17 protein-coding genes and 1 pseudogene are annotated in these 25,158 nt (G+C 44.6%); 10 read left to right on the top strand and 8 right to left on the bottom strand.

Features of this window, described 5'->3' with window-relative positions; genetic code table 11:
• Positions 1–210: 210 nt before the first annotated feature.
• Positions 211–993 carry a helix-turn-helix transcriptional regulator gene (locus AB4167_RS16660; RefSeq protein WP_136982551.1) on the top strand — a complete coding sequence of 261 codons (783 nt, stop codon included), beginning with the start codon at positions 211–213 and terminating at the stop codon, positions 991–993.
• A gap of 102 nt (positions 994–1,095) precedes the next feature.
• On the opposite strand, the gene pdxH is transcribed toward AB4167_RS16660, so the two are convergent.
• Positions 1,096–1,731 carry a pyridoxamine 5'-phosphate oxidase gene (pdxH, locus tag AB4167_RS16655; protein WP_017061203.1) on the bottom strand — a complete coding sequence of 212 codons (636 nt, stop codon included), beginning with the start codon at positions 1,729–1,731 and terminating at the stop codon, positions 1,096–1,098.
• A gap of 167 nt (positions 1,732–1,898) precedes the next feature.
• On the opposite strand from pdxH, the gene AB4167_RS16650 reads away from it, so the two are divergent.
• The 6 genes from AB4167_RS16650 (at position 1,899) to AB4167_RS16625 (ending at position 11,457) form a co-directional block, all read left to right on the top strand.
• Positions 1,899–3,821, top strand: a complete 1,923-nt coding sequence (locus AB4167_RS16650; RefSeq protein ID WP_136982550.1) for an ATP-binding protein — start codon at positions 1,899–1,901, stop codon at positions 3,819–3,821.
• Between the two features lie 68 nt (positions 3,822–3,889).
• The gene (locus tag AB4167_RS16645; RefSeq protein WP_017061205.1) at positions 3,890–5,176 is read left to right on the top strand and encodes a sigma-54 dependent transcriptional regulator; all 1,287 of its coding nucleotides are present in this window, start codon (positions 3,890–3,892) and stop codon (positions 5,174–5,176) included.
• 112 nt (positions 5,177–5,288) lie between these two features.
• Entirely contained in the window at positions 5,289–6,680 is a 1,392-nt protein-coding gene (locus AB4167_RS16640) for an HlyD family type I secretion periplasmic adaptor subunit (protein WP_372136771.1), read from the top strand.
• Positions 6,681–6,739: 59 nt separating this feature from the next.
• Complete coding sequence (locus tag AB4167_RS16635; RefSeq protein WP_019823329.1) at positions 6,740–7,408, top strand: transglutaminase-like cysteine peptidase; 669 nt, start codon at positions 6,740–6,742, stop codon at positions 7,406–7,408.
• A 5-nt stretch (positions 7,409–7,413) separates the two neighbouring features.
• The gene (locus AB4167_RS16630) at positions 7,414–9,324 is read left to right on the top strand and encodes a LapD/MoxY N-terminal periplasmic domain-containing protein (protein WP_050647601.1); all 1,911 of its coding nucleotides are present in this window, start codon (positions 7,414–7,416) and stop codon (positions 9,322–9,324) included.
• Between the two features lie 18 nt (positions 9,325–9,342).
• A complete protein-coding gene (locus AB4167_RS16625; protein WP_017061209.1) occupies positions 9,343–11,457 on the top strand; it encodes a type I secretion system permease/ATPase in 2,115 nt (704 codons plus the stop codon).
• 122 nt (positions 11,458–11,579) lie between these two features.
• Here AB4167_RS16625 and AB4167_RS16620 read toward each other — a convergent pair whose 3' ends face one another.
• The 4 genes from AB4167_RS16620 to AB4167_RS16605 all read right to left on the bottom strand — a co-directional run bounded on the left by AB4167_RS16620 (position 11,580) and on the right by AB4167_RS16605 (position 18,054).
• Complete coding sequence (locus AB4167_RS16620) at positions 11,580–13,250, bottom strand: DUF342 domain-containing protein (protein WP_372116819.1); 1,671 nt, start codon at positions 13,248–13,250, stop codon at positions 11,580–11,582.
• A 419-nt stretch (positions 13,251–13,669) separates the two neighbouring features.
• A complete protein-coding gene (locus AB4167_RS16615) occupies positions 13,670–15,763 on the bottom strand; it encodes a GNAT family N-acetyltransferase (RefSeq protein WP_372136770.1) in 2,094 nt (697 codons plus the stop codon).
• A gap of 93 nt (positions 15,764–15,856) precedes the next feature.
• Positions 15,857–16,831 carry a ParB/RepB/Spo0J family partition protein gene (locus AB4167_RS16610; RefSeq protein ID WP_017065141.1) on the bottom strand — a complete coding sequence of 325 codons (975 nt, stop codon included), beginning with the start codon at positions 16,829–16,831 and terminating at the stop codon, positions 15,857–15,859.
• A 5-nt stretch (positions 16,832–16,836) separates the two neighbouring features.
• Entirely contained in the window at positions 16,837–18,054 is a 1,218-nt protein-coding gene (locus tag AB4167_RS16605) for a ParA family protein (protein WP_017061213.1), read from the bottom strand.
• A gap of 1,260 nt (positions 18,055–19,314) precedes the next feature.
• Between AB4167_RS16605 and AB4167_RS16600 the strand changes: the two genes are divergently transcribed.
• A complete protein-coding gene (locus AB4167_RS16600) occupies positions 19,315–21,294 on the top strand; it encodes a replication initiator protein RctB domain-containing protein (RefSeq protein ID WP_050632639.1) in 1,980 nt (659 codons plus the stop codon).
• 380 nt (positions 21,295–21,674) lie between these two features.
• On the opposite strand, the gene AB4167_RS16595 is transcribed toward AB4167_RS16600, so the two are convergent.
• The gene (locus AB4167_RS16595; protein WP_017061216.1) at positions 21,675–22,193 is read right to left on the bottom strand and encodes a hypothetical protein; all 519 of its coding nucleotides are present in this window, start codon (positions 22,191–22,193) and stop codon (positions 21,675–21,677) included.
• Positions 22,190–23,077, bottom strand: a pseudogene (locus AB4167_RS16590) (ABC transporter ATP-binding protein). The gene AB4167_RS16595 and the pseudogene AB4167_RS16590 overlap by 4 nt, the downstream one beginning before the upstream one ends.
• Positions 23,078–23,262: 185 nt before the next feature.
• Between AB4167_RS16590 and AB4167_RS16585 the strand changes: the two are divergent.
• Together AB4167_RS16585 and AB4167_RS16580 are read left to right on the top strand one after the other, a co-directional pair.
• The gene (locus tag AB4167_RS16585; RefSeq protein WP_017061218.1) at positions 23,263–23,457 is read left to right on the top strand and encodes a hypothetical protein; all 195 of its coding nucleotides are present in this window, start codon (positions 23,263–23,265) and stop codon (positions 23,455–23,457) included.
• Between the two features lie 189 nt (positions 23,458–23,646).
• Positions 23,647–24,207, top strand: a complete 561-nt coding sequence (locus tag AB4167_RS16580) for an NADAR family protein (RefSeq protein WP_050643559.1) — start codon at positions 23,647–23,649, stop codon at positions 24,205–24,207.
• 174 nt (positions 24,208–24,381) lie between these two features.
• Here AB4167_RS16580 and AB4167_RS16575 read toward each other — a convergent pair whose 3' ends face one another.
• Positions 24,382–25,140 (bottom strand): ABC transporter substrate-binding protein, encoded by a 759-nt coding sequence (locus AB4167_RS16575; RefSeq protein ID WP_019823349.1) that lies wholly within the window; start codon positions 25,138–25,140, stop codon positions 24,382–24,384.
• Positions 25,141–25,158 lie beyond the last annotated feature (18 nt).

Genomic DNA, 25,158 nt, shown 5'->3' with positions numbered 1-25,158 from the left:
TAATTTACCTGACCCTCGTAAATTAGACTGAAAATCTTCTACATGTCGACAAGGCATATCTTGTCTTTAGCCAGCCCCTCTTCAGGCTGGCTTTTTTTTGCCTGTTTATCACCCTTTCTGCCCATCGATTCCCCGTGATTGAAGCAGTTAGTCAACAATCTGTTTAACTGTCATTCACCCCCTATTTTTCGAGCAGAGTACAAACTCTAATTGCCATTGCAGCGCTATAAGAAACTGATATTATTGCAACATCGCAACACACGAGATAAAACCTTGCCAGATCCACTCAACTCCATACATCGTTCTTTATTCGAACAACTTCCAGGCTGCTGGGGCTGCAAAGATACTGACTCGGTCTTCGTGTACGCCAACCTTGCTTACAACCAATTGATTGGCTTAAAACCCAATGAGACTTGTACTGGCTTGACCGACTTCGACATGCCCAGTCAAACCACGGAGTGCGCACAAGATTTCAGGGCTCAAGATAAACATGTGATGGATACACGCAGTACCCTTAAGATTCTCGATATTCACCCCTATCCAGACGGACGCTGGCACGCCCATGTCTTTACCAAAACCCCTTGGCTTGATGATGACGACAACGTCCAAGGCACCATCTTCTATGGCCAAGAGCTTACCGATACCGCGATCTTAGAGGTTGGTCATTGGGTTTGTCAGGCCACAGGGACAAAAGGCGATCAGGCATCGCTTGCGGGGTCAGAGCCGCGCGTGTCTAAGCTGCAAAAGCGGCTGACTTCGAGAGAATCAGAGGTACTGTTCTTACTGCTTTTCGGCAAGAAACCACAGTACATCGCGTCGACGTTAAACATTTCAATCAAAACGGTCGAAGGTCATGTCGCTAGATTGAAACAGAAGTTTGATGCACGCAGTAAAAGCCAATTGATTGAGTATGCGTTGGATTCAGGATTGGGCTCAGTGATCCCAGAAACTCTGCTCAAAAAACAGATCTCCGTTGTTCTGCACAGTGACTGATTGACTGTTCAGCTGAAAATCCAGACAAAAAAATGCCGTTGATTTGATCAGTCTAATCAACGGCACTTTTGGATCTGTTAAGCAGCTAAGCGATCAAGCAGCCTAAGGCGCTAGACGATCAATATCCCAACTGTTGTCTTGGCGAGAGAACAAGAAACGGTCGTGCAAGCGGTGTTCACCACCCTGCCAGAACTCAATGCTATCAACACGAACTCGGAAGCCACCCCAGAAAGAAGGCACGGGAATCTCGCCTTTGGCAAACTTCTGTTTAAGCTCTAGATACTTACCTTCTAAAATCCCACGCGCTGAGATGCGGCTACTCTGCTTACTTGCAATCGCGGCCAATTGGCTCTCTTTTGGACGTGACGAGAAGTACTTCATATTTTCCATAGCCGTCAGCTTTTCAGCCGTGCCCGTAATATGAACTTGTCGCTCAAGTGGATGCCAAGGAAAGTGCAAACTGATTTTGCTGTTGTGCTCAAGCTGGTGCGCTTTACGGCTACCTAGGTTGGTGTAAAAAACGAAACCGTCTTTATCCACATTCTTCAGCAGAACAATGCGTTGGAATGGCTGACCATTTTCATCAACCGTAGCAACTGTCATGGCAGTAGGGTCCGTCAACTTCGCTTCAATGGCTTGCTCTAGCCATAAATTGAATTGCTCAATCGGGTCTGCGGCCAAGTCTTTACGTCTCAATCCACCCTTAGCGTATTCGCGACGAATATCTGTCAGTTCCATTTGCTTGCTCCTTTAAATTTTTTTGTGATTTTGCGCCGTAATCCTTTGAAACACAAGTCTAAGCCATGGTTTTGTCTCACAGAAGGTGCTCTGTGTTAACAAGATCTCGGTACTCTCTCCATCATATTGATAATCTTTATACAAACCGATGACAAGCTGAGATCCGAGTGACCAAAATACTGCCTAACCTAATGACACCCTTTGTTTTATTCTCATTGTTATTGGGAGCTGCAGGGCTGACCGCAACCCACTTTATGGCAGTGCAATTCCAAGAAAAAATCGTCACTCAGCAACTCGATGAAGCAGCAAGTAAAGCCAATCTACAAATCGACTCTGAATTGGATAAATTCAAACAGATCCCGGATTTGCTCAGCCATGACCCGCGCTTGCTCTCTTATTTTGACTCATCACCACAAGCAGACAAGATTTCCGCTGCGCAGCTCAATCAATTGCTATTTGAATGGTCGAATCAAAGCCAAGCCGACACCATCTATATTCACGATCCGAACGGTACTGTGGTCGCTTCCAGTAATTACCAAAAGCCTCGCACTTTTGTGGGTGAGAACTTCTCGTTTCGTCCCTACTTTGCTTCTGCCATTCAAGGTAACAACACACAATATGTCGCGCTAGGCGCTCGTTCGAACGTACGCGGTTATTTTCTGTCTTCACCTCTGTATATCGACAAGGAAATTGTTGGCGTTATCACCGTAAAAGTGAGCTTAGAAAATCTCGAAAACATCCTAACCAGCGACGATTTTGAGATCGTAGTACTCGACTCTAACCAAGTGGTCTTTCTATCAAGCCAAGCTCCATGGCTTTACCATTCATTGTTGCCACTAACTCAGCAACAACAAACGGATATCGCACTTCAACGCCAATACGGTCAAAGCGAAATTTCGATCATCGAAGCCTTTCGTTCTTCAAGATCTCAGTCAGAAGCTAGCAACGCCAATCAATCTAGCAACCTTCAATCCAATGAAATCCGAAAAGAGCTCACCGCCAACCAGTTATTCAAGCTTGGTGCTTTTAATCTTTACCCCGCTACCATCAGCAACAACCAGTACCAAGTTGTCGCACTAAAAGGGACCAGAGCTGAACTTATTAAAATCTTTCAGATCGATGTCATCTTCGTGGTGATTTACAGCTTGGTGATGCTCATCGCTTGGTCGTGGCGCCAGACTTATCTCGCGAAAGTGGCGTTGACCCGACTCAACCAAAACCTAGAGCAAACCGTTGATAAACGTACCCACTACTTGAAGCAATCCAATCAGCAGCTGCAACAAACCCTTTTTCAATACCAAGAGTCGCAGTCGAAGTTGAAACAGACAGAACAAGAGCTGACACAAACCGCGAAACTAGCGGTACTCGGTGAGCTGTCAGCTAGCATTAACCACGAAATCAACCAACCGCTTGCAGCACTGCGAACCTACAGTGAAAACAGCTTAAAGCTACTGGAAATGGAACGAACCGATTTAGTGAAAAGCAATCTTGAGAAAATGATTGGCCTCAACAACACCATTACCGACATCATCGCGCGACTCAAAGTCTTTACTCGCAAGGTCACCAAACAAGAACATCATGTGGCGAACCTGCATCAAGCGGTCAATAACGCCACTAGCATTCTCAGTGCGCTGATGATCAAGCAAGGCATTACGCTAAGGCTAAGCACGGTGCCAGATGACATCAATATTGCGATTCATCCAACCGAACTCGAGCAAGTACTAGTGAACCTGATTCACAACGCGACTCAAGCGCTGCAACAACAAGTTCTTGAACACAAAATCTTGCAGGAGCAACAAAACCTGGAAAGCGTTGACCAACAGGCTAGCCCACAGATAGGCATCGAATGGCAACTGCATCATGACGCTTGTCAGCTGATCATTTGGGATAACGGAATTGGCATGCCGAACGATAAGCTAGAACAGCTGTTCGACCCGTTTTTTACCACCAAACCGGAAGGCTTAGGGCTAGGGCTTTCAATATCGAAACGGATTATTGAAGCGTATCACGGCACGATCAGCGCGAACCGATTAGAGCCTTCAGGCATGGTATTCTCGCTAAGCATCCCGTTATATAACGATAAGGGCTAACTCGCCGTTGTTATCGCTGATTAGAAAACGAATCTCACATACTGCTAAGGACTCGACTTTTGCACTCTATGCCTAAACTCTATTTTGTCGACGATGAACCCGCCATTCGAGACTCCGTAGAACAAGCCATGCTCATTGAAGGCATCGATATCGTCTGCTTTCCCAATGCTATTGAGGCATTAAAGAAAATAGATACCACGCAAGCCGGAATTGTCATCACCGATATTCACATGCCAGTGATGGATGGCATTCAATTAACGCAAAAATTACTGAGCCAAAACCCTCATTTTCAGGTCATCGTACTTACCGGACATGGTGACGTGCAAACCGCGGTATCCGCAATGAAAGCCGGCGCTTACGATTTTCTGGAAAAGCCATTTGTGGTCGATGCCCTACTCACTGCCGTTAAAAAAGCCGCAGATAAACTCGCACTGGTTGAAGAGAACAACCTATTGCGCAAAGAGTTGGCAATGCAAAATCAGGTTGGCCCAAAACTGATTGGTCAATCTCCATCAATGCAGGCATTGCGCCGAGAATTGATCACCCTAGATACCAAAACTAACCCACTTCTATTGTTTGTTGGTGATTTAGGGACGGGGAAAAGGGTCACTGCACAATACACCCATGATTTACACAGTCATCAAACCGCGGAGCTTTGCCCTGTCGCGGCGTTTAATTTGCCACGCAGTGACGAAGCGACATTCCATCAGTTTGTTTTGCAACTGTTCTTAAAGCATCAAGGTGGAACACTCTATATCCATGAAACAGAAGCGTTAACTTCGCAGCAATGGCTATGGTTAGCCGCTCTAAAACCCACTCTACTTCATGAAAACTCATGCAAGACCAATGCAACTTGTATCATTATCGCAACTACAGTAGTTCCTACTACAATTACAGGTGAACTACGCCGGTTTAATTTACTACCCTTGGCGCAAAGAACGGAAGATATTGGCTCTTTATTCAAACACTTTGCTCGTGGTGCGGCCAGTCGCTATCAGCTGCCACCCCCCGTCATTACAGAAAAAGAGATTCAGCGACTCATTGCAACGCATTGGACGGAGAACATTCGTCAGCTTCGCCAACATGCTGAACTCAGAGTGCTGACTCAAATTAAGCAGCCGTCGCTCGACAGCGATACTGATGAGCAAAATGAACTCGATATGAGCATTGAAGAGCAACAACAGTCGTTAAACCAACGCACCGATAGCTTTGAACAAATTATCTTGATTGAGGCACTACATCGCCATCAAGGTCGTTTAAAAGAAGTACAACAAGAGCTGCAGGTATCGCGAAAAACACTGTATGACAAACTAAGAAAGCACCAACTCGATAAAACAGATTTCAAGAACCGATAAGTCTTAAAAAATATATAAATTCAAAGATTTAAATGAGCAAAATCTTAACATTTATCAAAAGTAAGAATACACTCAATAGGCTTGCACTTTTATTTAGCGAACAAGGACTGTTATGAGTCAGAAAAATTTCAGCAAATTGAACGAGACCGAGCTTGAGTATGTCGATGATAAAACAGCGGCACTACTCCTCAATACGCCCACCAGTGCGCGAATTATGTTGTGGGTGATCGTTCTGTTTTTTATTGCTGCTATTGGGTGGTCTGCATGGGCAGAGATCGACAAAGTTACCGTTGGCCAAGGCAAAGTGATCCCTTCCTCTCAAATCCAAGTGGTGCAAAACCTTGAAGGTGGCTTAGTTAAAGAGATCTTAGTTAAAGAAGGTCAACGTGTTCAGAAAGGTCAGCAGCTACTGTTGATCGATGACACTCGATTCCGTTCGGACTTCCGCGAACGTGAACAACAAGTCGCGAACTTGACCGCCAACGTGTTAATGCTTTCCGCTTCCCTGACCAGTGTTGTCATCAACGAAGAATTCTCTGAAAAAGAATGGAAGAAAAGTGTCACTCTCGATTATGGCAAGCTTGCGTTCCCACCTAAATTCTATGAACTTCAACCTCAACTGGTTAATCGTCAAAAAGCAGAATACCGTCAAGATCTCAATAATCTGAGAAACCAGCTTTCCGTTTTTGATCAACAAGTTGAACAGAAACAGCAAGACCTAGTTGAGATTAAAGCGCGTGTTCGAAACCTAAAACAGAGCTACCAGTTTGCTCGCCAAGAACTGGATATCACCAAACCTCTCGCCGATGAAGGGGTGGTACCACGAATTGAATTACTTAAACTGCAAAGACAAGTGAACGACACTCGCCGAGAAATGACTTCGAGCGAGCTAAAAATCCCTCTGCTACGCTCAGCAATCAAAGAAGCGATGCTCAGCCGTATTGATGCCGCACTGAACTTCCGCTCCGAACAACAAGAAAAACTCAATCAAGCCCAAGACAAGCTCTCAGCAATGACCGAATCGGCCGTTGGCCTTGAAGACAGAGTAAACCGTACCGTGGTGGTTTCTCCTGTAACAGGCACCGTTAAAACATTGGGTATTAATACTGTCGGCGGTGTTATCCAACCGGGTATGGACATCGTTGAGATTGTACCGACAGAAGACTCGCTATTGGTTGAAGCGAAAATCGCCCCGCAAGATATCGCGTTCCTACGCCCAGAACTGACAGCCATCGTTAAATTCAGTGCCTATGACTTCACTAAGTACGGTGGTCTAGAAGGCGTGTTAGAGCACATCAGTGCCGATACCACTCAAGATGAAGAAGGCAACAGCTTCTACATCGTGCGTGTACGCACCGAAAAACACAATTTTGGTAAAAACGAAGAACTGCCAATTATTCCGGGAATGACGGCCTCTGTCGACATCATCACGGGTAAAAGAACCGTGCTTGAGTACATGTTGAAGCCAATATTAAGCGCTCAAAACAATGCACTAAAAGAGTAAGGACGTTTGATGTTTGATAACGCCTTTCAATACACAGCAAATAAACAAGAGCAGAGGCTATGAAGTCTCGGATTTCGCTATTGCTGCTGGTTCTCACCTCTTTTACCTCTGTGGCGCTCAACAAGAGCGACCAACGGTGGATAGATGCGGTGACCAAAACCTACGGCGATAGAGCCGGAAAGCGAGTGGCAACATGGCGCTCAAATATGACGTCATACGACGGATTAAGTGAAAAAGAGAAGCTCAGGTCGGTGAACCAGTTCTTCAACCAGATGTACTTTGTCGATGACAACATACTGTGGGGAAAGAATGACTACTGGGCAACACCACTGGAATTTTTAGGCAGCAACGCCGGTGATTGTGAAGACTTCACTATCGCTAAATACTTCTCTTTGCTTGAACTGGGCGTCCCAGATAAGAAATTACGATTAGTGTACGTAAAAGCACTGGAGCTAAACCAGTTCCACATGGTGTTGGCGTACTACTCAACACCGAGTGCAGAACCACTAATTTTGGACAACTTAAACCCTGAAATTAAACGCGGTTCCAAACGCCCAGATCTAAGACCAATTTACAGTTTTAACGGTAAAAACCTTTGGTTGATCAAGTCGGCAGCAGGCAGCGGCAAGTTGGCAGGGAAATCTTCAAGATTGAGCTTATGGAACGACTTACGTTCACGTGAGCGCTCTCTAAAATTAAACAAACCCATTATCAATTACGATGAGTAGGTACAATGACTTTATATAAACAGCTTGTGGTCGGGATGGTTGCAGTGTTCATACTGCTGATGACGTCAGTTTTTATGATCGAATTCAATACCACCCGTGGATACTTAGAGGAGCAGCAACGCTCTGAGGTAAGTAATACCATTAATACTGTTGGACTGGCTCTCGCCCCTTACCTAGAAGAAAAGGACAAGGTGGCAGTGGAGTCTGTTATCAACGCCCTGTTTGATGGCAGTTCTTACTCAGTCGTTCGATTGATCTTTCTCGATAGCGGTGAAGACATTCTCCGCTCATACCCTGTAAAGCCAACTGGCGTACCAGAGTGGTTTACCAACCTAAACCTGTTCGAGCCTGTTCATGACCGCCGCGTGATCACCAGTGGCTGGATGCAATTGGCCGAGGTCGAGATAGTAAGTCACCCAGGCCCTGCCTACGATCAACTTTGGCAAGCATTCATCCGCTTACTGAGCATATTTGGCACGATCTTCTTGCTCGGTTTGGTATCTATTTCTTGGATCCTTAAGCGCGCTTTACGCCCGCTCTCGTTGATCATTACCAAAATGGATCAGATCGCCAAGAATCAGTTTGGCGAACCTCTAGCTCGTCCAAAGACAAAAGATCTGACCTTGGTTGTCGATGGTATCAACCACATGTCGACTCAAGTTGAGCTGGCATTTAAAAACCAAGCGAAAGAAGCTCAGAAGTTACGTGAAAGAGCGTATATCGACCCTGTATCTCAGCTAGGTAACCGTGCTTACTACATGTCTCAGTTAACTCAATGGTTAGAAGAGTCCAGCTTAGGTGGTTTAGCGGTGCTTAAAGCGGAATTTATTAGCGAAGAGTACGACGAAAAGGGCTATCAAGAAGGTGATGCCTTGGTTCATCAACTGGCTGAACAGCTACAAGCTTCAATCTCATCACCAGATATCACCATCGCCCGTATTTCTAGTGACGAGTTCGGTTTCATCATGCCAAACATTGATGAGAGCGAACTGAAACTTGTCGCGAGCAGCATCGTAAACTGTATTCAGAGCCTAGGTTCAGACCCAACAGGCACTGCGAACCCACATATTGCTCTTGGTGTGACATACAGCAACACGCGTAAAACCAGTACCGAAATCATGTCGCTGGTGGATAACGCACTTTCAAGTGCCAAGGCGAACCGAGAGTTGTCTTACGGCTACGTAACCGCAGACGATCACGGCGCAGTGATGGGCAAACAACAATGGCGTATGTTGGTTGAAGAAGCGATCATCAACGATCTCATTACCTTCCGTCTGCAGGCTGCAAACAATGCTTTTGGTAAAACGTATCACCAAGAGGTGTTCTCTGCGATTGAAAAAGATGGTGTGCGTTACGGTGCCAACCAGTACTTATACGCCCTAGAACAGCTTGAAATGAGCCACATTCTCGACCAATACGTTATCGAGAAGATGATTGAAAAGCTCAATGCAAAAGAAGTAACCAGCCCTGTCGCTATTAATATTTCACCAAGCAGTATTTCTCAACCAAGCTTCATCCGCTGGATCGGTAAGACGCTTGAACAGAATGCTTCAATCGCGCACCTGTTGCACTTTGAGATTCCAGAAAACTGCTTCATCAACGTTCCGCACTACACGGCACTATTATGTAACACCATTCGCAACGCTGAAGCGGTGTTTGGTGTCGATAACTACGGACGTAACTTCCAATCACTGGATTACATCAACGAATACCGTCCAAGCTATGTGAAGCTAGATTACCTATTCACTCATAACCTTGATGACGAAAAACAGAAATTCACCTTAACGTCGATCTCTAGAACCGCTCACAACCTAGGCGTCACCACCATCGCGTCTCGAATAGAAACTCAGACTCAGCTAGATATCCTGTCTGATAACTACGTAGAAGTGTTCCAAGGCTTCATTGTTGATAAATAGTTGTAAGGGTTATATCACATGCAAGATCCACTATTGAACTCACTGATCTACGTTAGCCGGTATTACGGGTTAGCTAACTCGCCCGAAGCGTTGATCAATGGGCTACCACTATCAGACGGAAAGCTAACCCCTTTCCTATTCCCTCGCTCTGCTGAACGAGCAGGATTAGTGGCAAAAGAAAACCGTTCCGACTTAGAAAAGATCCCTCACCTGATTCTGCCTGCGGTTTTACTGCTTAAACAAGGTGAGGCGTGCGTTCTCAACAGTATCGATTTAGAGAAGCAAGAAGCGGAAATCATTACAGCGGAAAGCGGAATGGTGCCAATCATCATTCCTGTCGAAGAGCTGAAAGAACAATTCATCGGCCGCTACTTCTTGGTAAAGAAACAGTTCCGTTATGATGAACGTTCACCAGAGGTTCTAAAAACACGCAAAGGGCATTGGTTTTGGAGCACCATTTGGGAATCTAAAAACATCTACCGAGATGTGTTGATTGCCTCCATTCTGATCAACATCTTCGCGATAGCCGCGCCGATGTTTACTCGCTTGGTGTACGACAAGGTAGTACCCAATCTCGCCTTTGAAACTTTGTGGGTACTAGCGAGTGGTATCTTCGTCGTATTCCTATTCGATTTGCTGCTCAAATTGATGCGCAGCTACTTCATTGATGTTGCCGGTAAGAAATCCGACATTCTCATTTCCTCCAAGCTGTTCAGTAAAGTACTGGGGATTCGTATGGAAGCGAAGCCTGCTTCCGTCGGTGCTTTCGCTAAAAACTTGCAAGAGTTCGAATCCATCCGTGAGTTCTTTACCTCTGCAACCATTGGTTCGCTCATCGACCTCCCCTTCGCACTGATGTTCTTAGCGCTAATTTGGCTAATGGCTGGAAACCTTGTGTTCGTTCCCGTTGCTGGAGTGGTCATTTTGATCGTCTATGCATTGCTAATCCAAGGTCCACTGCGCCGTACCATTGAAGAAGGCTCTCGTCTTGCTTCGCAGAAGTACGCGAACTTAATCGAGAGTTTGGCAGGGTTAGAGACGGTTAAGCTGTTCAGTGCGCAAAGCCAATTCCAATTCCGTTGGGAAGAAGCGGTTGCTCACATGGCGAATTGGAATATCAAAAGCCGACGCATCACTGACAGCATCCAAAACACCGCCGGCTTTGTTCAGCAAAGTACTAACGTAGGTATGATCATCTTTGGCGTGTATCTAATTGCAGAAGGTGAACTTACGATGGGTGGCTTGATTGCCGCGACCATGTTGAGCGGCCGAGCGATTGGCCCGCTTGTTCAGCTGTCTTTGCTTTCGACTCGTTACAACCAAGCGAAGTCATCAATGACTCTGATTGAGCAAGTGATGTCGATGCCTGATGAACAAGAAGAAGGTAAACGTTATATCCACCGTCCGATTATTCAGGGCCATATTGCGCTAGATAAAGTGACGTTTCACTACCCAGATTCACCCGTTGCTTCTATTAGAGACTTAACCCTCAATATTAGTCCAGGTGAGAAAGTAGCAATCATTGGTCGTATTGGTTCAGGTAAAACCACACTAGAACGTCTGATTATGGGCCTCTACAAGCCCACAGAAGGCCATGTACGCATTGATGACACGGATATGGAGCAACTGCATCATGTCGACGTACGACGCAATATAGGTTGTGTTCCGCAAGACAGTAACCTGTTCTACGGTTCAGTAAGAGACAACATTACTTTAGGTCGTCCTTTGGTGGATGACCGTGACGTGATGGATGCAGCAAACCGTGCAGGGGTAACCGCGTTTACTCAACAAGATCCTGCAGGTTTGGAACGCCAAGTGGGTGAAGGTGGTGCCTTGCTGTCTGGTGGACAACGTCAGTCAATTGCCATTGCTAGAGCCTTCCTTGGCCGTCCGCCAGTGTTGTTGATGGATGAGCCGACCAGTGCTATGGATAACCGTTCAGAGATGCACATCAAACACCAACTTAACCAATTGCTACCAAGCGAGACGTTAATTCTGATTACACACAAAACGTCGATGTTGGACATTGTCGATCGAGTGATCGTAATGGAGAAAGGCTGCATCATTGCAGATGGTCCTAAAGCACAGGTTCTTTCAGACCTTAAACAAGGTCGAGTTAGAGCCGTAAGTTAGAGCGCTCAAGCCATCTAAATAAATCATTATCAGTAGAAACCATAAGGGGAGCATCAGCTCCCCTTTTTCTATTTGTCAGTATCATCACCTAAGCCAAGCATCACTTATGTTCAACACAAAGCCTACAAAGCAATATCCTCTTGCTCCATCTTGAATGAACATTGGATCTCGTATTGGTTGAATGAGAAAACACTTCCGCCGTGGGTCCGCTTGGTTGTGACTGTCTCATCACCAAATTGAATCGTCACTCGGGTATACACTTTTTCGTGTACCTCTACCGTGCATTCAGCAAGATTGGTTGCAAACTCTGCTTCGAGTGTATCTAGCTGCGACTTTGTGTTTTCTATTGCGAGGTTATTCTTCTCACGTTGCTGCTCTATTTCTAGGGCTTGCTCTTCGCTTCTCTCTGCTTTCGGGCGCTTCTTAAATTCTAACTCTTGGCGAATCACACCCATGGTTTGCTCTTGAGTGTATTTATAAGTTTCCTTCAGCTCAGCTATCTTTTGGCGGTAACCATCGTAGCGCGCAAAACCATGTACCTTAGTTGCGGTGTCTCCCTCAACACCTAGGAAGACACATTCTACTTTTCCGCCAACTTTGGCTTCACCACCGCTTAGCGTGCCGTGTTTTTTCAAGCTGTCCATCACGATAAGGTTGTTACCACAGCGAATGTCGTTACTCATACTGTGCACACCAAGTCGAAGGTCATTGGCCGTTTGTAGCTCGGCATTCTGTGCGTAGCTTGCTGTGATAGAGCCTTTACTGAATACCTTACAACTTTTTGGCTCACCCTCTTTGGTCGTGTGGCCGATAATGCCTTTGGCGACTTTGATATCCCCCTGAGCTTGCACTTCGGCCGATTCGATAAAGCCACCAACCGTAACACTTCCGGTCGCCTTGACGATCATCCCCGGCTCGATGTTGCCAGAGACAAAGACATTACCTTTAAATTTAACGTGCCCAGTTGAGACATCGACGTTGCTGACACATAAGGCGTCATCCACTTCGATGGTTCGGTCTTTAATGATGGGCAATCCAGGGTGTGAGGCGAGTAGTAAATTGGGATCTTCAGGGGAGATGTAAGTGCCCTTTCCAGGCTTGATTAAACTGTCTTGTCCAGGAAGCGGTGGGATAATTCGGCCTTGAACGGTAAAGCCAGCGATACCTTTGGTAGCGGGGGTACGTTTCATTAAGTGATCATTTTGACCAACGGTAATGGTTTGTCCCAAGTCTCGCATATCAATCTTGCCTTCGTCTTTGCTGCGAGGCTTCAAGACTTGGCGAGTAATATCTTCAACCAAAGCGGCAAACTTAGCATCCTTACCTTTTACTGGTTGTGTCCCTTTAGCGACGGGCTGAGTAAACTTTTCCCCGGGCTTAAGTTTGCTACTCATCATCAGAACTTTTCTGAGCGCTAACTTATTTATTCCTTTTGTTATTTGAGCTAGAGATAAGCACTGAATGATGTCGCTACCACGCAGTGGGTGTCCATTGTAGGGACCAGTGACCACGAGGCTCGCCAACATCTCATCATCAGACAGTTCGACCGCAACAGTGGCATTTCGAACTTCGGCAATCAAGATTCCTTCATAAGCTTCACCCTTACCTTCTTTAGCAAGAGTAACGAAACGCAACACCTCTTCTTCGAAAAGAAAATAGTTTGATGCATTCAAAGCTTCCAAGGTTGGTGGCAGCGTCTTGTTATCAAAGCTTGCGTCAACCACAGTCCCGGTTGGCAGACATGCCATTACTTGTTGCTTGTCTTCCGACAATGTAACGATGTTATCCCACATTCGAATTGAGTATCCCTAATGACTCAGTTGTTATTCAGTCTATATAATTCATTCTGCGCTGAGTATCACATTATTAGAATAATCAGCGTCACATCACTTACTTTCGATTCTGCAAACATGACTCATAAATAAGACTTACACATTTTATGATCTGCTTCGCCTTTACAAATACATAGGAAAATTTTTTCAGAATATTTCGTGCGATTGAATGTTGATTCGATGTAGGGCTAGATAGTAAAGGCGAATAGCTTTAGAAGATTAAAGGCTGTACTGGAGAGATAAAACAGAAATGATGTAACAGATAATCAGGGTAAAAACGGGTTTCAATATGGAGCTTCAGTTTACAGTGTAAATCCAATATTCTAATTTACACTGTAAATCTAATTTGTTGCGGTCAGTCTATTTAAATGATGGCTAGCCTATTTACACTGTAAATTTGCTAACAGAGCATCGACATCTTTACGAAACTGAATCTCTGCTTGTTTACGACCAACAAGATTAAACTGTTCAACACAAGTCCCCCACTCTTTCTGCTGAACAACCTTTGCGATGAGTAAGTCAGAAATACCTATGTTTCGATCGTTACTGAGTAGAATCAAGTTCAGTACGCTGAAGCTGATCGCATCATAACTGTTGCCACCGTTCACGTAATTTCTAACTAACTGAGTTTCAAACTCACTAACGGTGTGAACACTCTTTGGCAGCAGTGCTCGCACCATATCGGTTTCAAGTGAAACCAAAGAACCTGAAACAAGAAAACAGTAGCTACGCTCGAAGTGATTTTGAACTTGGTTTATCCAGCCTTGAGAGTTTGAGTTAAGCGCCTTAACCATCAGAACCGAGTGACAGCCACTGGCCTGATCTCGCTGGTGGCCGATGTGCACAGCTTCAAATTCACTACCACGCCAAAAAGAAATCAATTCGCTGGTCGCGCCAAAGCTTGTCGCCAGATAATCTGCTTGGCTGGTTTGCTGTGATAACTGAGCCAACATCCAACGGCCAATACCCAAACCTTGATGACGTGCTGAAACAGCAATGCGCATAACTCGAAGGCACCGACTGGTCGCCGCCTGAGTACAGCCAAATTGGTTTGCCAGTAATACAGGGGCAAGGTGACCTTGAGGCCTGCGTTTTCCAAGTTGAACTTGAGCAATCAACTCGCTGTCCAAACCACCCTCTTCCGTCACCAACATACAACCTAAACATTTATCTTGCTGCCAAGCGGCGTATAAACGGATTGCTGGATTGTTGAGAAATTGCATTAAGTCATTTGGCGAGGTCTGATAGTGCGCATCCACGAGAAGAGAAAAACATTGTTGTAGCTGCTCAGGATTAGCCAAGCATTCTGATTTTGATAACTCGCCCAAGTTTAATTGGTTGATTGCGTCAGCAGAAAAGCCTTCGATTTCATCAACCGCCGATTCAGTGACTGATGCGTCATTACCAAGTAGGAAGCAATCAAACAACCAAGCTTCTAGCGGATCGTTGCTATTCCAACGAATCGGTTGTTCGAGCTTAAAGCCTTTCCACCCCGGACGATGCTCAGAAAGCCAAGACTCAAACTTAATACCGAACCCTCGCCCACTGCCTTCGTAACCATGTACCGTGGTTGAAAAGACCATACGGTGATAGATGTCGACCATGGATTTAAGCATCGGAATTGGAATTGCAGCTGCTTCGTCAACCAATAACAGATCGCAATCAGGCTTAGATTTAAGTAATTCATCTGCTGCGACGAATCTTAAACTGCCACCTTGATGACGAATGTGAGTAGCGTTAACCACTTCGCAAGATTCTAACCCTTGGCTAGCATGAGAAAATACCGGCATTACCGCTTTCACTGAAGGCGCGGTAACAATAATATTAAACCCGTGACGCTCAACTAACAGCTGCGCTGCGGCAATACCCAATGTCGAGCTTTTACCACGCCCTCTATCCGCAGTGAGAATCAAAGGACGTTTACGATGTCCAGACACAACTTTTTTAACTAATTCAACAGCCGTATTTTGCTGTTCAAATTTATCCAATCCGTTTTGGGCACTTTGCATCTGAGGAAGAGCGTGAGTCGCTTGAACTACATCGCCGGCTTCATTGTGTTGTGAAACAGAAATAAGTTTATCGAAATGACATTTTAACCAACGTTGACCAAAGCTTTCGCTATCTTCAGAGGCATCAACTTTTGGCGGCAACACCAACAACAGCCCACCACCGACTAACGAACCCAGCGCAGCACTAAAACCATTCGCATCAAACTGCTCTCTAAAGTCACAAACAAGAACTTGGCACTCACGACCAAGCAGTTGTTGGCCTTTTTTTACTGGAGCATGAATCACACCTTCAAATGACGTACCGCCAATCTGGAAGATGCTCGGACTGTGTGAGTCTTGAAGGAAAGAAAAAACAGCAGAGTTTTGCCAATCAAAATCGCCATCAAAGACCACGCCGTAACGGTGATCGTTATGTTGAGCAATATTAGAAAGTGTATGTAGAAAAGTGTTGGTTGGGTTTGTCATAGTTAGCGTCCAGATTCATCTAAACACAGTTTATCACAGCCAAATAAAAAGCCGCATTAAGCGGCTTTAGAGGAGTAATGAAAAGTCGTCGACTTAGTCGAGCTTCGATTGAACGAAGGCGAGGATTTCTTCCATTGTTGCATCATCAACTTTCTTAAGGTTCAACGCCAAGTTTGAACCCTTGCGGCTGTATGATGCGCGGCCCTTAATAAGCTCAACTTTTGGAGAAGCTTTCTTCGCTGGCGCTGGCGCCAATTCAAGAATCCAACCTTCCAGAGTTTCTGTCACGTCTTTGGTTAGACGAGTTACGCCTTGAGCTTCGCTACGCTGCCATACAAAACCTTCAGAAGCATCACACTTAGTCAGTAGTGTTTGCTGCTGTTCACTCGTCAATCCACCAAACTGCTTGTGTAGTTTAACAATTGTTGGACGACCAAGGTCGCTCACATTTGGGTAAGCTTGTAGCAATTCAAGTGGCAAAGCGGCTGCTTTCAATGCACCACTCACCAAAGCTTCACTGCACTGGAACATTTTAGCCAGTGCTTTCTGATCTTCAGCTTCGCCTTTATCCAGCTTCGCTTGCATCTCTTTGCCCTTCTCGTAAAGAGAAAGCGGTTTATGAGCGTTAGCTACGTCTGATAGGAACTTAGCGTGTTCGCCGTTAATGTTTTCAGCAACATAGATTAGGAACTCTTTGTCAGCCAAAATACATGACATACGACGACGGCTACCATCAAGAACTTCAATCTTACCGTCTTTGTTCTTACGACCAACTGCTGGGTATTGCTGACCACGTTCTTTCAATGTTGTAAGAACATCAGAAAGCGCATGCTCGTTTAAGAAAGATTGCTCACGAGCATTCTCTTCAAAAACAACCGTTCGAGTTGCCACTTCAGCCGCAGGAATTCGAACCAATTCAAATGAAACCAGGTCTTCGCCAGCAACAGAAAGCTCGATCACTTGAGCCTGTTCTTTTGCCGCTGTTTGCGCTTCTTGTGGTGTTGCTACGCGACGTTTGTTTGCTTTACCAAATAGCTTTGCATTTAAGTCAGATGTTTTAATTGCCATTGTTGTTATCCCTGATTAAGTGAAGGCCAGTTGCTATGTAATACGCGCTCTAATTCTAGAGCACTTTTTTGTACTGCGTCTTGAGCAACAGCTAGAGTTTTCTTACCGCCCTCAAAGTCGCTCACCGTTAGATCGAAAACCGTGCTGTAAGTGTCAGCACAGGTTTCAAAAGCACGGCTTCTTGGAATGGTTGCCATCATTACTTGGTCATTCAACAGGTAGTTCATTTCGGTCAGAACTGACACTTGTTTCTTGTTGTCGTCTTCAAACATGGTTGGCATTAGACGAACAAATTCGAGCCCTTTCCAATCATCCGGGAACATTTCGTAAACAGTTGGTAAGTGCTGGAAGAAGTTAACCGTTGAAGCCCAATCCAAACGCTTAGCTGCACATGGAATCAGAAGTGCGTTCGACGCGTACATTGCATTCCATACTAGAGGGTCAACGTGCGGGCCGGTATCAATCATAATCACATCGAAATCATCGGCGATTTTGTCGATAAGCTTCTCTTTTAACAGACGAACAATATCAAGTGACTGATCTTGTGAAAGGCTTTGCCACGCTTCAGCGTTAAACATCGCATCTTCTGGGAAAGCAGAAATTGTCTTCAGATTTGGATACTGAGTTGGCAATAGTACGTTCTTACGAAGAAACTCTAGATCGACATCTTGGCCTTCAGGCACGTTGTCCAACATGATATCGACGGCAGAATAGATGCTGTCGTGCTCTGCCCCACTAATTTGTGGATTTAGGAACAGACGCAAAGAGCCCTGTGGGTCCAAGTCAATCAGACAGATACGGTAGCGCTTATCCAAATTCAGAGACAAACAAGCGGCTAAGTGAACTGCTGTCATTGATTTACCCGTACCACCCTTCTGGTTTTGTACGTTGATAATCCATGGCTTATTGTCAGCGTGCTGCTTACGTTCATGGAACTTCGGCACTTCTGCCGCGTCCATCAACATGTGAGCTTCTGTCAATGAAATCGAGTAATGATTAGCGTTGTTCTTTGTGAACTGATGGCCATCAGCTTCAAGTTTAGTGATCGCTTCATCGAGCTTACGACGCGTTAAACCAGAACGAGTCTCCATCATAGCTTTAGACATTGGAGGGAAATGTTCATCACTTCGCTCTTCCAAAATAATCTCAATTCGGTCAGCCTGAACTTGTTGAGTTTGTTCGGCTAGCTGATAGAGCTTATCAATCGTTTGTTCTCTTTTCATTGCCAGTTTCCGTAATGATTAACTAAGTACAAATTGTACAGCGATTAACAACAAACACAACAAAAACATGAACATACATTTATGAGTAAAATCACATAAAATAGACCGCGTTTTTACAATTTGATGAAACATCGCCTTAGACAAACACAAAAATGACTGTTTCTATCATGTATAACCATGCTATTTCTAGCCTACATTTTAAATGTTACAGCATCACTTATTTACAATGTAAATGGAATTTCAACGAAAAACCTTCGGAACGATTGAAATACAACCGTAGATTACGGTTGGTGTGATTTGCATTCGAATTTATAGATTTTCAATCCAATAAAAATTAAAAAACACTCAATGACCAAAAAATTCAAAACAGAAGAGAAGATCGGGTGTCAAAAAACAACAGAGGATTGGAACCTAACCGGAAGAATGATCATGGAGCACATCCAGTGTAAGATAATTGATAACGCCAAATTATGAAGCATGATCAAGGCGTAAACTGAGCAATATTGATCCGAGCAACTGCACATTGAAAATGATCAACCTCCGGAAAAATGATCAAGTAAACATAGTTCCGGAAGCATGTAATTTATGAACTAAGTTACGGACAAATGCTTTTGGAATGGGGATTCAACGCCTATAAGGGCTCAATGATTGAAAATTCAATCGACACAGACCAAGAATACACAAACATGACAATTTCATGATCATGCTTCCTAGTTAAGACCCACCCGCTCTAAATACATCAAAGCAATCCATTTCCAGCGGATACAGACTAAATTTTGCACTCAATAGGGTAGGAACGATAAAAAAGTATGCTCTCTTGATCATTGTTCCGATAGATTGGCCACCACAAGTGTCCACTTAGACAAGTCAAAAGCGACTTAGAAACCGATGTTGAATTCCGATCTGTGGATAAGCTGTATAAGTATAATGATCATGCTTTCGAACCAATAATGATCATGCTTACAATGACTTAATGATCATCGTTCTGATGTTCTGTGATCATGCTTTCTTAAGTTTAATGATCATAGTTTCGGAACCTTTATGATCATGCTTTCCAAGGCGGTTTATTTTAATGCTTTAAATTCAGCCGCTTATAAGCAAAGTTACGTCCAGATCATTAGATCACTTAATCATTTAAGATCATATTAATCAAAAAGATCAGTTATTTAAAAGCCAATAAATTCTCTTTATTTATGATCATTCTTTCTTTATCATTCAGGAACTATAGTGAAATTACGGTTAGTGTGATACGGATCAAAAATGAAACCAGAAGAGAAATTGTTAATTAAGGCACGAAGCCACAAAGATGGTCATTTATTTGAGGTATCTGAAACAGCCGTTGAATGGATAGAACAATATCAACACTTCAAAGGTGTCACCAAAAGCATAGTTGAGCTTCTTAACCTAATTTCACTTCGTGGGTTTAGCAGCAAAGACGGGTACGTTTCCACCACTGAGATTATTGAATCAACTGATGGTCAAGTCACTCGCGCGGCCTTACAGCAAAGGCTGAGAGCAGCAGTCAATATCGGATTGTTCAAACAAATCCCCGTTCGCTTTGAAGAAGGCCTTGCTGGTAAAACCATGTTGCATCGCTTTGTGAACCCAAACCAGTTGATATCGGTACTGGGTGCCACCAGCTTAGTGACAGAAAGCGTGAAGCAAAATGAAAAGCAAAAGCGCTCTAAAGCCCTAGCTCAAACCAAAGTAAACAAGCGCTTACTGAATGAACATGGGTTGAATACCCCACCAACGATGAAAGATGAAGCGGATCAATTCATTGTTTCGCCAACCAATTGGGCGGGGATTATTGATCAAGCGTTAGCGCCACCTAGAACTCGTAAGAGCTACCAGAAATCCATGGTTTCGATCTCTGGCACTCGCGCTGTGATCGAGACACGATCTTCTAAAAATATCATGACCGTTGACGATCTGATGACGCTATTCGCGTTATTCACTCTCACCGTTCAATATCATGATCATCACCAAGATGATTACCATCTAGACGCGAAACACACGCCAAACAAAACACCACTCTACATCACTGATATTTTGTCTTTACGTGGCAAGAAAGACAGCGGCCCTGCACGTGATTCTATCCGCGACAGTATTGATCGTATCGAATTCACGGATTTCCAACTGCACGAGCTTACAGGCCGTTGGCTTAGTGAGAACATGCCAGAAGGCTTTAAGAGTGATCGTTTCCGATTCTTAGCTAGAACCATTACCGCATCGGAAGAAGCGCCTACAGAAGGCTCTGACGGCGAAATTCGCATTAAACCGAACCTATACATCCTGGTTTGGGAGCCTTCGTTCTACGAAGAGCTGCTGACACGTGACTATTTCTTCCTATTTCCGCCAGAAATCCTGAAGCAACATACCTTGGTCTTCCAAATGTATTCGTACTTTAGAAGCCGCATGGCACGTCGTCATTCAGATAGCATGTTGCTCAGTGAGCTCAACCAGAAATTGGCGCGTAACATCGATTGGCGTCGTTTCTCGATGGATCTGATCCGCGAGCTCAGAAAGCTGGGTGAAGTCGGGGAGCAAGAAGATACCTTCCTGGTTAATCTTTGGGGTTATCACTTGACGATCACCGCGTTGATCGAAAAAGGGAAAACGACCGATTATCAGGTAGATATCAAATGTAATGTGGAAGAGGTCTTACGTTACTCAAGAGCGCGTACCACTAACGCGGGTAAGCGTAATATGGCACCAACGCTGCCGAACCCACTTCGTAACGAAATGGTGTCTAAGCAGAAACTGGAAGAGCTGTCTGAGATTATCGACGGTGAGTTTGAGCCAATTCAGCGTAAAGCACCGTCGCCAAGAGGCAAATTGGGACGTCGAGTTAAGCAGCGTAAACACTCTGTTGAGATCAACGCTGACGAGATCATGATTACTCTCTCTAAATATACCTCTGCAGAGGCTCTAGAACGCAGCATAACGGCTTTATCTGCTATGACAGGGCACTCACATGCCTCAATCAAAGAAGAGTGCTCAGAGCTCATTGAGAAGCTTGATTGGTTGAGAGTAGGGGAGGACGTTATCCCATACGAAACACTGAGTCGCTTGATTGAGCTATATAACGACCGAGATAGCACCAGCAATCGACATCTGTCCATTGAACGTTTGATCTCTGGTTTAGCGGTGCGTCGTAAAGTGTGTAAACAAGTTCATGAAGGTCATTTAGACGAAAACGTGTTCCTTGCGCTCGATGAAATGGCGATTGGCCACTAGTCATTATCCTATCGCGATAAGCCTGTTTTACCGTCGCTGAATGGATAGTTTTGAACACATTAGGTGCTGATTAAAATCGCACCTAACGCTGACAAAGTGATGACAAAGTAGCGCATCTAGTTGATTATTATTTATCCCGAATAGACAACCTTTGTCCTTTCTTGTGATTAATAGATTGGCTCATATTTTGTTACATCATACTGAATAGATTTTTGCGAGTTCCCAAGGGACTCGCTTTTTTTTGCCTAAAATTCAGTCAATCATTAAAATTCAATAGCTTACAGAGTTAAACGCCGAAGCATGATCAAGGCTCGATCATGCTTTCTACGGATCTAGCTCTGGTGAGATTCTGATTTGATGCTTGATCGAGAAGGGCTTGATCAGTGGAGATGGCGTTGAATAATGCCTTGATCATCGTTTCGGGGATGGGTTGCCATAAAGCGTACATGCGACTCGATCAATTTTTCAGACTCTGCTTTCCAACGTGGTTCTTGCTGTTGGTTCGTAAACTCCAAAGCCAATACACACAAGTGTTGTAGCCGCTGTGTACACCACTCTTGCAATCCTGCTTCTGATTTTGGGTCACATGACACCGCTTGCAGCTTACTGTAGGCAAACATTAGGTATTGGTAGGCTTTATCTTGATGGCTTGAGCTGCTGGCCTCCTGCGAAGCCAACTCCGGATTCGATGAATCCGCGAGGTGGCGATAGAAAGTAAAGATTCTCAGGCATCCGTCTAGCCAACATGCGATACCTTTGCTCTGCTCATCTGTGATCAATGGCCCCCAGAGCGCATCTGGAGGCGTTAAGATCAAAGGTTCTAACCGGTCCACTTGATCATGCTTTCGGTCTTTGTACCAATCTCCGATCCGCTCTAACCAAGTGTCTAGTTCATTCATGCAACGTTATCCCACTGTTTTACAAAGTGATTATCAGAAACTTGTTTGATTTCATGCTGTATTTCACTGCTCTGCTCTCGAATACGATCAGCGTCTATTGAATAGTTTGGCTCATTTTTGACGAGTTCGCCAAATGGCAGATCGGGATCTGGTACGGCAGAGATCAACAACTTAGTGTACGGGTGTCGTGGATTGGTTAAGATCGACTGGGTTGATCCCCATTCGACGATCTGTCCTTTGTACATAACCGCTGTCTCTTCTGCGATGTAATGTGCTGTGGCAAGATCGTGGGTTATGTACAAAAAGCCAATCCCCAACTCTTGCTTCATTTTTTGCATCAGGTTCAACACGCCAAGTCGAATCGAAACGTCCAACATCGAGGTGGGTTCGTCAGCAAGAATAACCTCAGCGCCAACGGCCAGTGCTCTCGCTAGGTTAACCCTCTGTCTTTGGCCTCCACTGAGCTCGTGCGGGTATTTGGCGAGCGTTTCGATGGGTAACTCCACCAGAGTTAATAACTCTTTGAGGCGTTCTGTGAGAGCCTGTTTAGTGGCTACCTGTTTATGGATCTTAAGTGGGCGCGCTAAATGGTGCTCAATGGTGTGAGTGGGATTAAGTGAACCAAAGGGGTCTTGAAACACCATTTGCACACGGCTGCGATAATCCAAGATATCTTTACGGCTTTTCAGCGTAGAGATGTCTCTGCCTTTGAACAGTATCTCTCCCTCTGTCGCAGGGTAAACCTTGGTCATCAATCGTGCGCAGGTGCTTTTCCCGCAGCCTGATTCTCCGGCTAAGCCGAAAATCTCGCCTTAGCCTATGTGAAAGCTAACGGATTTGATTGCATTGAAAGAGGGGAAAATGAGAGTTGGATCAAACCACATTTCTTATGGGGAATCTTTTAAATATAATTGCAGAAAATGGCTTTGGCAAAGTTTAAATGAGGCATTTATTAATTAGCTTTGTGAAGCGTCGGAATCATCACACTTCAGTACAGAATTTCTTAACAAGCGAAAAAGCATTTGCTACAGATTACCTGTCCATTACATGGTGCTTTTCGGAGGAAAACATGTCCATTAATTCTATCAACCATGATGAAATGACAAATATTGCAAACAAGTGGGATGCTGAAGAAGAAGTATCTTTCAAACCAGAAAAGAAAATGAAGTCTGCTGAAGCTCGTCGTCGTATCGAGACTCTAAGAGAAATTAGAGAAAGCGGTTTGAGTCTGGAAGAAGCGAGGGAGCTAGGTCTTATTCACTAATAATCCCCATTGCATTTAGAAGGGTGGCACAACGCCACCCTTTGATTTATAAGTGTTTTTTCATGTTTCCTATCCAGATTTAATCAACTCCTTGATTCTTTGGCTCACTGTTCTGTTTAGCCCAACCCTTTTGATATTACGCTTTTCAGATGAAAAACACGCACATGGCATACTCTTGAGCTAAGTTGTTTGACAGTCATATTCAACGCCACTAATTTTAAAGTTAAAGCAAAAATATGCGATGTCGTTGGTAAGGAGAAGGCTATGTCTAATTCTGTGGCTCAAGCTAAAGAAGTGCTGTTTTACGAACCCGAAGATCCGAACGGATACCTGTCAAATTTTGCCGCTTGTCCTATCAAGGTAGGTGATCAAGTTTGGGCAACCAGCGAACATTATTATCAAGCGATGAAGTTTGCCTCCGAAGCGCTACGTAATACCATTTTGGAAGCCAGTACACCTGCTGAAGCGTTCTCTTTAAGTCGTGACTACGAAGACCAAGTTCGCGAAGATTGGTATGACATTCGTGTTGAAGTGATGCAGTTTATTGTGACGGAGAAGTTCAGACAGAATCCACAGTTTGCGCTGTTTCTTACCAATACCGGAGATTCGGTGATCAAAGAACATTCGCACAAAGACCACTTCTGGGGCGATGGCGGCGATGGAACCGGCGAGAACCATTTGGGTAAGATTCTGATGGCAGTGCGTCACCAGCTTCGCACTCAGCAACTGCATTTAATTGCTTCGCACTGATTCGTCGATTCAGATAGCGGCATGCTTATGATTACCCCTTAGACGCATTTAAAAGGCCGCCCTGCTATCTAGTATGAAGCAGGGCGGCCTTTTCGGTTTTAGAGAGTCAGGCATCAACGAGAGTTAACGTACGTGACTAAGCTATCCGTTGCTAAGTTCTAAGTTACGCTGGTGCTATAAGTAACTCTGTACGATGTCGTCAAGCTGTCCATCGTCTTTCATTTGGTCTAGGCGTTGGTTGATGAAGCTTTGCAGTTTAGGATCCATCTCAGGGTCAAACGCCAAATGGATAGGGTAGTTATTGATGACAGAACCAAACTCTTGCATCTGGTAATCATCAATACTCAGTTTTTGTTCGTTTAGGTTGTATTTGATTCGTGATTCCATTTCCACAAACACGGTGTCGCCAGGTGCTCGGTTCAGGACACGAAACGCAGCAGTGTAATCTTTTACTCGAATCTCGTTGAGCTTGCCTTGTTGGATATAAGGTTCCAAATTCGGGTACTCAAATCCTTTTAGCAATACCACGGCTTTCCCATCGAGATCATCGATTGTATTGAACTCAAATGGCTTTTTACCGCTGCTGAGTAATACGTGTTTTACATTGTAAATCGGGTCTTCAGATAGGTTCGCAGATTGAATATTCCCCCAACTAGGGCTGCCATAGGTAACCCAGTTTGGGTTCTCTCTCGCATCGAGCTTGTCGATCATTCGATTAAAAGGGTAGGTGTGGTAGTTGATCTCATATTGGCTGTCATCAAACACGGCTTCCACAATATCTGAAACGATTCCTCTGTGAGATGACCCGTCAGTTTCGATTTGAAAAGGTTGCGCTTGGCTCGCAATAATGTAGTAGTGAAGAGGTTCGCTTGCAGAAGCATAACTGCTTGAAAACAAACTGACTATGGATGCAACGATAAGATGTTTTTTCATAACCTTCCCTAGTTATTT

The organism is Vibrio sp. 10N.286.49.E11, from assembly GCF_041469505.1.
Classification (GTDB): domain Bacteria; phylum Pseudomonadota; class Gammaproteobacteria; order Enterobacterales; family Vibrionaceae; genus Vibrio; species Vibrio crassostreae_C.
This window is presented reverse-complemented; position numbering and strand designations above follow the sequence as displayed.